Below are 13,985 nucleotides of genomic sequence, written 5' to 3'. Positions count from 1 at the left end.
TATTTTCTGAAGTGAAACATACAAACTTACTCTATCATATTGATAAATCTATCTTCTATAGGACTAACATCATAAGCTGTATACCAACCATTATATCGTCCATATAAAAAACATAAGATACTCTCTATTTATCTAAGCTAACAAGAGCTTGAGGATAAAATTTGTCAAAACCTTCAAGAATCGGACTCTCCACATCATCTATTGTAAGACGGATAAGTTCTGCCTCCCGATAATCAGTATCAAACTTCCAATAAGAAACAATCGTATGTACTTTCTCATCACCGAATATATGCTTACAGGCAAGTTTATGAGTAAGGACTTCCGGCTTCTTATGCCCATACCAGTCTTCCATGCAGACATCAATGCGTAGCGATTGATAGCCACTTACCTTTCCTAATATTAATGATTTGGTATCAAAATAATCATCTTCCGTTGATTTGATAAACTCAAAAGTATAAGTTCCGCGTAATAAAACAGAATCCCTCTCGCTGTTTATTTCAAATGGTACATCTGCAAGCAAATCATTACCCGATTTATCTATGAATGCTAAATAGTATCTATAGAGATGAGGCGGGTAAGAGTCCAATTTATGTTCACAACCGGCAAAGCATATCGCAAACAATAACAATGAATAGATATATACTCTTCTCATAATGCGTCATTTTAAGGGTGAAACATACAGATTTTCTCTGTCGTATTGATAGTTCCTATCATCTGTAGGATTCACATTATTTCCACTAAACCAGCCATTACCAGTGCCATACCACCCCCAGTTCATATGAAAATATATGCGACCAGAACCAAAAGAAGTAGTAGTGGGATTCATATAATTAGGGAATCCACAACTTGAATAACTTGGATTTGTAGAACGATTTACAAGATACTCCACAAAATAGCTATAGGAACTTCCATATTCTTCCGCACCATCACAAACCCATGCATGCCCTTTCCAAGTTATTCCGATAAAATTTTTCCTGTCACCTGTCATATATACAGGACGTCCTCTAAAATAGATTTCACTTTCTACATCCCACATGTCATGATCCTTTTTAGATACTGCATACCCCATTGCCTCAAAACCTCTTTTGGCATCACCTAAGGAAGCTCCAGATTCGTCTTTACCATATTCCATATTCACGGCTTTACCAATCATCGCTATTAGAGATTGAGATGCAGAAGTCGGTCTATCATTAGCCATACCGCTCCAGTCAAAGGATTGAGGCCATTCATGATACTTCTCAATCTGAGCCATAGCAATGGCAACACAGCCAGCAGGATATTCATTCGGACATAATGCACTATATCCTCCCTCCTGCCCCCATTTTGTATTCATCAAAGGCCCAACTTTTCTGTTATTACTATTATATCCTACTATTGTAAACTCAAGAGGAGAACCATAAAAATTAGCCTTTTCTACAAGACTTTCATAATCTGATTGTGAGAGAAAAGATCTTGCAGAACTTAAAGGACCAAACGAATATCCCGGACACAAAGTATACAATTCGCCTAACCTTTCACGAAACATTGTCCCATCACTATAATGATCAGAAGTAGCATCACGTGTTGTGGCAGGCAGTATTTCGTAAGCCTCCCACATAGAGCGCATATTTGCCAAAGTCTCGGCATTTTGCATATCGCTTTCCTTAATAGCCCAATTTGTTTCATCCATCCAAATAGAAAAGCCACTCTGCTTAGCTTTTTCTATATTGATAGAGTTAGTATCTGAATATGCCAGAATCGGATAGTAATTCTTGGTAGCACCTACTATAACAAAACCACCGCCTTCATAATTTATTATATACATAGAAGGCGTATTGTCTTCACCGTAAACCGTCTTAATATCTTTTACTGTTTTACCAGAAAAGGCATCTGGCTCAATAGAGCCATTTCTTGTTGTCACCGCATCTTTACCATTAGCAGCTAAAAACAAGCCGGCCACCTCTGTGGCTTGACTAACCGGCACAAAGCTTTCATCATTTACAATGTCTACACAATCAGCATCCACTTCTATAGGAAGGGGTTCCATGCTATTCTCACTGCATGAACAAAATGCTGATACAATCCAAGCATACAATAAATACTTTTTCATACGCATTAATTTTTAAAGTTAACAAAAGAGATTATTATAAATATAAGGCAGGCTACGCCTGCCTTATATTTATTTCTTCACCGAAAAGCGATAGATGCAATGACTGTCATACTTCTCTCCCGGCTTCAGCAATGCAGAAGGCCATTCCGGCTTGTTGGGCGTATCGGGATATTTCTGCGTCTCCAAACAGACGGACGCACAATGACCGTACACGATACCTTTCTTTCCGGTCAGTGTGCCATCCAGGAAGTTACCGGCATAAATCTGAATGCCCGGTTCGTTGGTATAGACATCAAGCACAATACCCGTTGAGGGAGATTCGAGGGTGGCACACGGGCGGGTGACATCGCCCTTCGTATTGAGTACCCAGTTGTGGTCATAGCCCTTGCCGTTCTTCAACTGCTCAAAGTCATTGTCGATACGGGCGCCAACAGCAGTAGGAGTGCGGAAATCCATATCCGTACCTTCTACGGAAACAATCTCACCGGTAGTCATGAAGGTACTGTCCACGGGGGTATAAGCATCTGCATCAATAGTGAGCAGATAATCCGAATTGGACTTGGAGGGGTCACCGTCCAGGTTAAAGTAAGAATGGTTCGTCATATTGACAACAGTGGTACGGTCCGTTTCGGCACTGTAACGAATGTCGATGGCATCGTCATCTGTCAGCGAGAAAGTGACCTTGCAGGTCAGGTTACCCGGGAAGCCCTCCTCTCCGTCTTTCGACAGATAAGTCAACTCCAGAACCTGACTGCTCAACTGGCGGGCATCGAACACTTGATATTGGTATCCCTTGGGACCTCCATGCAGGCAATGACCGTAATTGTTGCGCGGCAGCTGATACTCTACCCCATCCACTGTAATCTTACCCTGGTTGATACGGTTGGCATAACGTCCGATGGTAGCGCCGAAATCCGAAGGGAACTTGATGTAGTCCTGAATGGAATCGAAGCCCAGCACCACATCACGCATAACGCCATCCTTGTCCGGCACCATCACTGATACAATACGTCCACCGAAATTCGTAATACAAACTTCCATACCATTCTTATTCTCCAAAACAAACAAGTCTGTCTGCTTGCCATCCACTTCCGTACGGAAGTTCGCAGGTTCCAGTCCAGAAGCAGTCTTTTCACTCGCCTGTTTGCCCGTGCAAGCCGATGCCAATAGCATCACGCTTGCCAACAAAGTCATCATCTTATTCATAAATACAATATTGGTTACTGTTTAGACTATCATTTTTTCAACAAGAACTGCTCCGCACGTCCCGGAGTGAACAACTCCCACAAAGAAGCAACCGTCCAGCCCGGAGCGAAGATATTGTTGTAATATCCCTTTCCGTTACGTCCGTAATCCCAATTGGTATGCTGCACCACTTCCGGGTAATAGCCTACTTTGGCAATGCCACACATGTGTCCTTCATACGGCAGTAACTGGCGCATGGAAGTGGATATCACCTCGGCAAAGTCAGAGAAGCGCGGCTCGTTGTACTCTTTGGAGAGCCAATGCAGCACATCGGCAAATTCGAAGATAAATACATCGATATGGTTATTCTCTACCGACACATTTCCCCAACCACGGGTTTTCAAGCCGATATCTCCCAGCATCTGACCTTCGGCAAAAGGAACATCCCAAGTATAATACCATGACAAGGCAAAATAAGCGGCTTTCTTTGCCAGACCGGCATAGTGTGCACGCTCTTCTCCTTTGGTAACCAAAGCCAGGTAATAAGCAGCCGTAGCAGCATACAAGGAGGCTTCCTTGTCCTCGCAGTTGGCATCCAGCGTAGAAGAGAAATAATCGGCTTTGGATATCAATTCCTTCTCCAGATAGTCTACCGTACGCTTGGCGCTTGCCAGATAACGCTTGTCTTTGAAATACTTGGACGCCATCACCAAAGGCAATGTTGCCGAAGGCGTGCTACCACCGCTGGCATCCACGACAGAGAAATCATCCTTGAACTTGCGCGGGAAGCTGCCGTCCTCGTTCTGCAACTTGAGGAAGCTGTCCAGCATGCCCTTGATGCGTTTCTCCCATTCGGGGTGTTTACGCTTCTGCTGTTTCTCGTAGTTCAAATAGTTCAAGATGGCATACACTCCCTCGGACTGACGGCGGATGCTATGTCTGGTTTCCTTGAAGCCGCGGTTGTAGTGTACCACTTCGTTGAAGAAACCGGCAGGCGAAAAACCGTTCTGGAGATAAGTGTCAAAGATATGGTTGGCATTGTCCACCAGGTCTTGGCGGTTCTGCTGTTTGCCATACTCCAAAGCATTGAAAGCGTTCAGCAATGTACGTCCCACAAAGCCCACTTCGGCAACATCGGTATTGGCACAAGTAGCAGTCTCCAACTCTACACCGGAATAATAATGAGTGGGGGTATTGCCAACATAGCTTTCCACGAAGAAGTTGCTCATCACCTCCTTCATGCGGTCTACCGTGTAAGGTGTGTCAACCGGTTTCGGACGGTTAGTGTCATAACAATACTCCCAGGTGCGCTGTACGCATTCCGAAAAATCGGCAGCATTCCTTTCGGACACCTCCCAAGTCATGGAGATGCTGTCACCCTTACGAAGCAACTGGAAAGCCTCAACGGCAGGAGCCAGCGTCAATTTGCGGATATATGTCTTCGGTGCTTCCTTATAGGGGAAACCGTATGCCAAGACAGTCATACCATCCACATTGCAGAAACCGGTATATCCGATGGAAGTCTCGCCGGACAAGATTACCTCTCCCTCCTTATGAGTGGTCAAAGCTTCCTTGTCGAACTTGTCAATACGGATAACCGACATGGACGTACCACTTGCCGGATTGAAAGCTGCCGTCAGCGGAGTGCTCAAACGGTCCTCACGCACCAGCCAACTGTCCGATGTGTGGAAAGAAGGAGCTTCCTTCGGCGAACGCAGGTTGCGGCGATACCAGAAGCCCGGCATGTAGAACTGGCAGTCCGAATGCTTGTAACCGGTCTTTATCTGTTCCCCGTAGTTGAAATACACATTTTCCAGTGCCTTGAGTGTGACGGTAATGCGCAGTTTGCCATCCTTGTCCACCACCTGGCGGATGATGTCCAATGGCAACGTTTCCGAAGCCCGGCAGCTGTACATACCATCCTGCATCTTCTGCAAGGCCAGCGGATATTGCTTGGCATCATTCCCCGGCACTTTCAAGGAAATAGAAGCAGAGATGTCTTCCGGAGCAGCATTTGCCGCTCCGGCACCCGTAATGCCCACCAAAAGCATTACCCCCAAAAACAATCTTTTTAGTCTCATAGTTACATCTGTTTTATTGTTGTTAGAAAAATATCATTCAGACATGAATACATACTTGCCGGAGCCCAATTCGACTACCAGCTTACCGTCAGCCTCCTCCACGGAATGAATCCCCGCCTGACCGGCATCTACCTGTACATGGAAGTCAAGCGGCAGCTTGACCGTAGCGGTTGTATTGGCAGGAATCTCAACGTTCCACTCCAGCTTATTGCCATCACGTTTCCAGGAACTTCCTATTCTGCCATAAGGCGATACATGCGAAGCATTCACATAATTCAGTTTTTCCGGGAATACCGGTTCCATCAGAATCTGCTTGAACCCGACGGAAGCGGGAGTATTCTTTATGCCGGCAAGATCCTCATAGAACCATATCAGCAGATCTCCCAAAAGCATCACATGGTTTCTTGAATTCATCGCCGGATTTGCCGTGTCACCATTCCATAATTCCCAAATGGTGGTTGCACCCTTCTTAATCATGTAGCCCCATGAGGGATAAGTGTCATTGGTCACTATCTTATAGGCAAGTTCCAGTCCACCGTACTCGGTAAGTCCGCGCATCAGATGCTGGATGCCAAGCACACCGGCACTGACATGTCCCTTACAGTCTTTTTCCGTCTTCTCCACGACATTGGCAAATACTTTATCTTCATATCCGTCGGGAACCAGGCCCAGTCTAAGGGAAAGCAGGTTTGCCGTCACCGTATTGTTGTCATACTGTGCAGTCCCGGGATTGAAGAATTTCTTGTTATAAGCGTCCTTGATTTTAAGGGCAAGTGCGGCATACTCTTCGGCATCTGCCGGAAGTCCGTTCATTTGCGCGAACTTCTCCATCAGTTGCAGAATGCTGTAAAACACCGTTGTACTCAGCACTTCGCCGTTCGTCTTCCGGGCAGGGTCCTCCGAATGAATCAGCTCCGGCGACTCGGGAGGCATGCACCAATCCCCGTATTCATCCTTCACCAGAATATAGTCCTTCATTTTGGTCTCCGTCATGTGGTTTACCCAGCGCTTCATGGACGGATAGCGCTCTTTGATGGAGCTATCATCGCCAAACTGGCGGTAAAGCATGTCGGCTACGTAAAAATAGGCAGCCGGCCAAGTCACGTCATCATGGAAGATGGTCCAGTAACGGGGAGATACCACAGAGATACTTCCATTTTCATTCATGGACTCTTCTATATCCACCAGCCACTTCTTATACATCAAGGCATTGCCGAAAATGAAACTTTCACCATAGGCACCGGTAGTGCGGTCGCCCAGCCATCCAAGACGTTCATCACGCTGGGGGCAGTCGGTAGGCATACCGCGATAGTTTCCACGGATTCCCCAATAGGCATTCTTGTGAAGTCTGTTAATCAACTCCTCGGAAGTCTCGAACGTACCGTTCGTTGCCATTTCATCATACACCACCTTACCGGTGAAATCATCCGCTGCCGGTTCATAGTCCAAACCGGATATTTCCATAAAACGGAAACCATGGTAAACAAACAACGGTTCCCAAACAAACTCACCGTCAGCGGCAGGAGTATAAATATCCGTGACAAGGGCACTGCGCAGGTTGTCAAGATACAGTTCCGTACCATTGTCCTTCAGCACTTCGGCAAAACGCATAGTAATGGGCTTGTCCTTCTTGCCACGCAGTTTCACCTGCTGTATTCCTACCATATTCTGCCCCATATCCACGATATATCTTCCATCACCTACCGATTTAACGGATATTGGCTTTATCTCCTCCATCACCTTCAGACTCGGAGAGAGCTGTGCCACAAGTTTTCCTTTGGGAGCCTCCATCCGTTCGGCCAACTGCCATCCGGAATCATCATAGCCGCTTTCCGTCCATTTACCCAATTCCAAGCGGGCATCGTAATGTTCACCGTCAAATTCGTTGTTCGCAGTTATAGGACCGTGGTTCGTCGCTTTCCAGGAATCATCGCTGACTACCGACACCGTCTCACCATTGTCGTACTCTATATTCAACTGCGCCATGAGACGGGGCAAACCAAAACCTACCATCCCATTGGCGCGCATGGAAAGATAGCGGCCGTTGCCCAGAGCCACGCCTATCGCATTGGTACCGGACTTCAACAAGGGGATGACATCATAGGTCAGATAAGATACAGAAGCATCGTACCAGGTAGGCAAAGGACCGAATACATCGTTTCCAATCCTCTCGCCATTCATATAGCATACGGAAGAGCCTACTCCCGAAACATAAAGGACTGCACGCTTCGGCTGTGACGGCAAATCAAACTCCTTCCGCAGATAACGTGCCGGAAGGATGGTCCGCTCACCGTCCAGTTTCAAGTTTGTACTGTCGTTCAGTCCAATCCAGCCGGCTTTCCAGTCCGAACTGTCCAGCAAAGCCATTGACCAATATTGGATACTACTTTGCGCCTTGTCACCGGTATTTGTCCATACAGTGACACGCCACCAATATTTCTGTCCCGACTCCAAAGGCGCCCCTGCGTACTTCACCAGCACCGATTGGCCAGACTCCACACGACCGCTGTTCCATACCAGCCCGGAGCCGGCCTGCAAGCCCTTGTCCGAGTCCGCCACTTCAATCTGATAAGCAGTCTGCATCACATCCTGCTTGTCGGTTACCAGTTGCCATGAGAAACGGGGAGCCGATACAGCCACTCCTTCGGGATTCTTCCGCATTTCAACAGTGGTTTCCTCCACTTTCAAGGAACTGCCACCCGATACTTGACAGCCCATCATCAATAGGGCCAACAAGGAGATTAAAATAGATTTCTTCATACTTGTCAAAATTTCGGTTTCTCCGCTTCCGTGGATGCAACGGAGCCTTCTACCGTCGGCCATCCGTCTTCCCAGCTAATCTTATCCAACATCAATACACGGCCTTCAGGCTTCTTTGTGCTCACCGCATGATAGAAGAACCAGTCATTGCCGGCATTGTCCGTCACAATCTCCGAATTATGACCGGTACCCACAAAGGAATTACTTTTCTGAATCAGCACTTCGTGCTTGTTATCCATCATGCTACCGCCATTCTTGTCGACATAGGGGCCGAAAAGATTATCTGAACGGCCTACAACAGTAGTGTAAGTACTCTTCAATCCCTCACAACAACTTCCTATGGAAGCAAAGAAGTAGTAATGCCCGTCCTTCTTGTGAATATAGGTACCTTCGTAAGCGGTTCCTGCCACTTGCTGCGGTGTGGCGCCGTCCTTCAGAGAGAGTCCGTCATCAGACAGTTCAATCGCATAGATTCCTCGAAAACTGCCCCAGAAAAGATATTTCTTCCCTCCATCTTCTATATAGAAAGGGTCGATGGAGTTCTGTACATTGATTTCATTGCTGCGGAACATCTTTCCGTGGTCCGTAAAAGGTCCCTCAGGCTTATCGGCAGTAGCACAACCGATGCCGCAAGTTAACTCGCCTCCCCAAACAGACATAGAATAATAGAGCACGTATTTATCACCTATCTTGTTGATGTCCGGCGCCCACAAACCGCCGTTCGGCTCAAAATCAGGCCGCGTACGGTCGGTAAAGGCAGTACCTACATACTCCCAATCCACCAGGTTCTTGGAACGGTGAATCGGCAGATTGCGTATGTCCTCGGTGGCATACAAATAGTAGTATCCATCATCTCCCTCAATGACAGAAGGGTCTGGCAAACTATAATCTATCACCGGATTGCGATAGACATTCTTCGGCTGTTGTTCTTCCGGTTTATCCTCTTTTGTAGCCGATGACGAGGAACAGGCTATCAGACTGCATAACACTGATAATACAAGAAACTTCTTCATACAATGTATTCTTTTCATTCTTTCATTTTACTTTTCGGGTGATGTACTGCCCAATACCTGCGGACGGATAAGAGAGCCACCGATAGAAACCGTTCCCTGGTCGGAAATGGCAAAATCCTTGATATACGAAGTGCGCGGCTGTACTTTCGTGGAATCCCAATGTGCATGGAAAATGTATTTCCAGCTACCGTCCTTACAGCAGAAGGGTGCTCCATGACCGGTACCCATCAAGCCGTCGGCATGTTGCAGAATCGGATTTCCCTCGTATTTCTTCCACGGTCCCATCGGGCTGTTCGAAGTCGCGTAACCCACTCCGTAGTTCTTGCTTTCAAAGTGATTGGCTGAATAAACCAGGTAGTAGACACCCTCTTTCTTCAAAATTGAAGGACCTTCGGCCACCTTAGCAGGCTTGTCCTGCGAAAGTTCCCAAGGCTCTCCCACCTTAATGCACTCTGTCAGCGTCTCCTGCTTGATGCCGGTTAGGTCATCGTTCATCTCTGCCACCCAGATGACGTTGCCATCTGTAAAACGCACGAAATAAAGGTAAGGCGTACCGTCATCATCAATGAATAGAGAGGTATCGATACTCTTCTCATCCCATATCGGCTGCTTCACTTCCTGACGGAACGGACCTTGGGGAACATCTGCCGTTGCCACGCAGATATGCTCCTCGGTGGAGTAGAACAGATAAAACTTCTTTTTCGATTCGATGTAGTAGACCTCCGGCGCCCAGAATCCCCACGTACCGTAGGAATCTGCTGCCGACAACGCCTGGCCTTCACGCGTCCAGTTTTTCAAGTCATCGGAAGAGAAGCAGGCAAAGCCTTCTCCTTCTACCGTACCTCCAGTGCCGTAAGCATAATACTTGCCTTCGTAAAGCATTACGTAAGGGTCGGCAATCGGCAGATAGTCTGATTCTACAACCGTCTTCTCCTTGCAGCCTGCAAAGCAAAGACAAAGCAACAGTAGCAATATATAATTCTTCTTCATATCCATCTCTTATTTTACTATTTTGGGCGTCATATAGTCCTTGCTGATTCTCATACGGTCCACACCGTCCACTTTCTCGAAAGAAACGTCACTGATGTACATGGCACGTGGGTGGATACTACTCTTGTCCTTATGGGCATGGAAAACTATACGAAGCTTGCCTGCCTTGTCTGTGAAGGTGGCACTGTGCCCCACCCCAACCAGTTCTCCGGGTTTCTGCAGCAAAGGATTCTCCTCGTATTTGGTCCAAGTACCCATCAAATCGGTAGCTGTGGCGCAACCTATGCCGTAGAAAGGACTTTCATAGCTATTGGCAGAATAGGTCATATAGTAGAGCCCATTACGCTTGATGACAAACGGGCCTTCATTCACACGGGGCCATACCTCCTCCCATGCCTGAGAGACGTGGATGCAAGGGTGCATGGTCTCCTTCTTGATAGTCATGAGGTCTTTCTCCAATTCGGCCACCCAGATGTTGAGCCCGTCGTTGAAACGGTCGAAGAAGAGATAAGGCGTGCCGTCATCATCAATAAACAGAGAGTTGTCAATGCATTTCTCATCGGCAATCATCGGTTCCTTCTTACTTTGGGTAAATGGTCCTGCAGGTGAGTCTGCTGTTGCCACACAGATATGCTCGTCTGCCGAGTAATACATATAGAACTTCCCGTTCACTTCGTAGACCTCCGGTGCCCAGAACCAGCGGTCGGCCCAGACATCCTTCTTCTGGAGCGCCATGCCCTTATACTTCCAAGTCTTCAAATCATCGGAGGTATAGACTTCGATGCCTTCATCCGCATGGGTGCCATAGGCATAGTAAGTGCCATCGTGCAACATGATGAACGGGTCGCCCAAAAGCACCGGCGTTTCAACTCCTTCGACAACAATATCGTCCACATCCTTATAGTCTGAAGAGCAGGACTGGCAGGAAGCCAGCGTGGCCAACAGAAACAGATACATACATATAAAATTCTTTTTCATGATTCTTTCTTAAACAATTGTTATGATGATAAATATTTACTTTCAAGAAGATGTTCCGTTACACCCGTATATTGAACCCTATTCAGTCGTATACTGAATCCTATTCAATCGTATACTGAAATACATTCAGTCGTATACTGAATCACCCCAGTCCATCACACTGATTCACAAGGAAATACAAACACCGGCTTCTATATACATCTTTCATTACATATATACGGAACGGCACATCCCACGATCGCGTCTAATCGCGCCTCTGCCCTACATGATAATACAACGTACCGCTATAAACCGGAGAGCCGCCCTCCGAACAGAATCCGATGCGGGATGCAGGGTAGCGTATATCCAAAGCTCCCAGCTCCCTGCCGTCGACAAACAGATACAGCTTGTCTGCACGACGCACGGCACGAAAATTATAGGATTCCTTCCACAATTCATGTACACCTATCTTATAGATATGGCGTTCCAAATCCTCCGCCTCCTTGTTGATGAAGCGGATGCCTTCTGCCTTTACCGGAGTAAAGGTACAATAATTATATGCAGGATGTTCTGCTATCCCCCTATCTTTGTTTTCTATCGGATGCCATTCGCCGCCATTCAGGTATTCTATGTCGAACTTGCCGAACATGTCATCCACAAATTCGGATTTATTGCCTGCTTCGTGACGATTCAGGTAAAGTGTATCCAACCATGCAGGTGCGGCAAAACGATAACCTTTCTCAATGAAGTCGGTATACTTCACATCCGGATAGAGCGTTTGCAGGCATCCCAACGGGAATTCCTTCTTCCAGGCAGTTTTCCCTTTCTTCACGGCTGTCACCTCAAGCATACGGGTGATGCCATCGAACTGAGCCTTCACATAGTTATCCTTATCCACATAAACCGGATAGCTTCCTGCCTTGTCTTGTCCGGACAAGCCGGACAACTGGAAGCTGAATTCATAATCGTTCAAGAAATCGCCCTTCAACAACTCCTCATTCCCCGAAAGCTGGAAATGCACATCATCGAAGCCGATGGTATAGGTAGCCCCTTCGAACAAGGCAGACTTTGTCTCGTCAAATACTCCGGGAACACCCGCTTCTTCTACCGGAAGAGCCTCTGCAAAGACATGTCTCCCCGGTGCGGGAATCTCATCCAGCCAAATCTTCAGACAGCCACCGTTACGCTCAATGCGCAGATGATGGTACACACCCCAACGGAAATCTTCAGGCAGGGCATAGGATTCCTTATTTTCCTTACCGCCGACAAGTGTACGCAGGTACCAGCTCCGGTTCTCGGCATCCAGACCGACATAGGCACAGTTATCCGCATCCTTCCACCAGGCAACGATGCCGGCTCCACCCTCGGTCTTGACTCCCGTCTCGAACAAGTAAGCCACGGACGGCTGTACTTGTTGCAACACACCGAACGAAGCTGTCTCGCCTTTACCCGCAAAGGTAGGCATCGAAGGTTCGGGATGATAACCTGCCGTGCGAGGGCCGGTGATACCATCCACAAACAACGTCTTGTCGAAGAACTGGACACGGTTGATATATTGCCCCCGATGCTCATCGTTCTTGTTTGCCATATAAATCAGCCACCATTCAAATCCGTTGGGGCCTCTCAAAATATTGGGCTGACCGGGAGTCATCAGAATATCATCGGCAATACCGTCTTTCATATCGAACAGAGAAACGTCGAAGAATTGCGAACGTCCCTTGTTTGTTTCTACGGCAAGCAGATTCGTGCCTTCCTTCAAAGCAGCACGCAGCTTCTTGTCCAGGTTCACGATACAATAATCACGCCCCTGCTTCTCGTAGACAAGTGTTCCGTTCAGATAAATCCGGGTATCTCCGTCGTGAGCGACACGCAATGCCAGGTTGCCGGTTTCGCTACCGGCAGAGAAAGTCTTTCGCAACCATAAGGAGGGCGTATTCCACAAGGTGCCCAGATGCCGGGTGGTGGAACCTTTCACTTCACGGGACGAAAAGCCGGTCTCCCCCCTCGCCCAGCCGGAGTCATCGTAGGTCGCCTTTGTCCAGTCGCCCTCCGGCTTGTCCTCCGTATAAGCAAACAACGGCTCATACGTGCGGCCATACCGCAATAAATCCACCTGCTTCTCCTCCAGTTGCGTCTGATTGCAGCCTACAACCGGATAGCTATATTTATTACCATTTTGAAAACCTAAAGGAGAGTCTGTCTCGGCAACTCCCAACTGATAATTGCCCCACTCTGTAGAGGTGTGGTTGGCATTGTACATCATATAGTAGCGGTCTCTATACTTCATGACCCACGGTCCCTCCGCCACTCTGTTATCCATCGTTTCCCATGTGTCCGGCAATGAGGCGAACTGGCACACCGGTTCGCCGGCAAATTCTGCCGGGTTCTTCATTTTACGTCCCCAGATGGTATTCCCATCGGTAAAGCGTACCATATACATGTATAGTTGCCCGTCATCATCTCTGAAAACTTTGGGGTCGATACGGTTATCCATCCATGTCTTCTTGTTCGGTTCTGTATAAGCGCCCAAGACATCTTTGCTCTGCGCATGTACAATGTGAACGGCATGCTTGTCCTTTCCCCAATAATTGACTGACCAGTACAAATGAAAATCTCCATTCAGATAGAACATGTCATTGGCATGAATCTGGTCATCTCCGGCTCCGCTGCCTCTGGTCCAGTCATTGTCCATGGATACGACATGGATAGGTTTCCCCCAATGAACCAGGTCATCGGATACATAGAAATCCCCGTTTGTACGGACCCCGCCAATATAATATTTGCCATTATATTTCATTACGCCGGCATCCGCCACTCCCGGAAGTACCGGATTCTGGATGTTCTGCGCAAACAAGCTGCCGCAGCAAGCAAAAGCGAATGGTAATAGTAGTTTTTTACAGACAAGCATAT

9 protein-coding genes are annotated in these 13,985 nt (G+C 47.4%); all 9 read right to left on the bottom strand.

Going from position 1 to position 13,985, the window contains the following annotated elements; all coding sequences use genetic code 11:
- Nucleotides 1-124 precede the first annotated feature (124 nt).
- The 9 genes from DXD65_RS09740 to DXD65_RS09700 all read right to left on the bottom strand — a co-directional run bounded on the left by DXD65_RS09740 (nt 125) and on the right by DXD65_RS09700 (nt 13,983).
- The gene (locus tag DXD65_RS09740; protein WP_008662148.1) at nt 125-652 is read right to left on the bottom strand and encodes a hypothetical protein; all 528 of its coding nucleotides are present in this window, start codon (nt 650-652) and stop codon (nt 125-127) included.
- A 6-nt stretch (nt 653-658) separates the two neighbouring features.
- On the bottom strand, nt 659-2,089 hold the full coding sequence (locus DXD65_RS09735) for a C10 family peptidase (protein ID WP_016272137.1): 1,431 nt from the start codon (nt 2,087-2,089) through the stop codon (nt 659-661).
- A gap of 69 nt (nt 2,090-2,158) precedes the next feature.
- The gene (locus DXD65_RS09730) at nt 2,159-3,295 is read right to left on the bottom strand and encodes an aldose epimerase family protein (protein ID WP_117887597.1); all 1,137 of its coding nucleotides are present in this window, start codon (nt 3,293-3,295) and stop codon (nt 2,159-2,161) included.
- Nucleotides 3,296-3,324: 29 nt separating this feature from the next.
- Nucleotides 3,325-5,355, bottom strand: coding sequence for a hypothetical protein (locus DXD65_RS09725; protein ID WP_117887596.1), 2,031 nt, complete (start codon nt 5,353-5,355; stop codon nt 3,325-3,327).
- A gap of 33 nt (nt 5,356-5,388) precedes the next feature.
- Nucleotides 5,389-8,115, bottom strand: a complete 2,727-nt coding sequence (locus DXD65_RS09720; RefSeq protein WP_117887595.1) for a family 78 glycoside hydrolase catalytic domain — start codon at nt 8,113-8,115, stop codon at nt 5,389-5,391.
- 5 nt (nt 8,116-8,120) lie between these two features.
- Nucleotides 8,121-9,128 (bottom strand): family 43 glycosylhydrolase, encoded by a 1,008-nt coding sequence (locus DXD65_RS09715; protein WP_005826142.1) that lies wholly within the window; start codon nt 9,126-9,128, stop codon nt 8,121-8,123.
- Nucleotides 9,129-9,155: 27 nt separating this feature from the next.
- Nucleotides 9,156-10,124: a glycoside hydrolase family 43 protein gene (locus DXD65_RS09710; RefSeq protein WP_057259006.1), complete on the bottom strand. Its 969-nt coding sequence runs from the start codon at nt 10,122-10,124 to the stop codon at nt 9,156-9,158.
- Between the two features lie 3 nt (nt 10,125-10,127).
- On the bottom strand, nt 10,128-11,096 hold the full coding sequence (locus DXD65_RS09705; RefSeq protein ID WP_057256598.1) for a glycoside hydrolase family 43 protein: 969 nt from the start codon (nt 11,094-11,096) through the stop codon (nt 10,128-10,130).
- Nucleotides 11,097-11,340: 244 nt separating this feature from the next.
- The gene (locus DXD65_RS09700; RefSeq protein ID WP_117887594.1) at nt 11,341-13,983 is read right to left on the bottom strand and encodes a family 43 glycosylhydrolase; all 2,643 of its coding nucleotides are present in this window, start codon (nt 13,981-13,983) and stop codon (nt 11,341-11,343) included.
- Nucleotides 13,984-13,985 lie beyond the last annotated feature (2 nt).

The organism is Bacteroides sp. 4_1_36, from assembly GCF_003466325.1.
In the GTDB taxonomy this organism is placed as follows: domain Bacteria; phylum Bacteroidota; class Bacteroidia; order Bacteroidales; family Bacteroidaceae; genus Bacteroides; species Bacteroides uniformis.
Note: the sequence above shows the minus strand (reverse complement) of the source record. Positions and strands in the feature narration are given on the sequence as shown.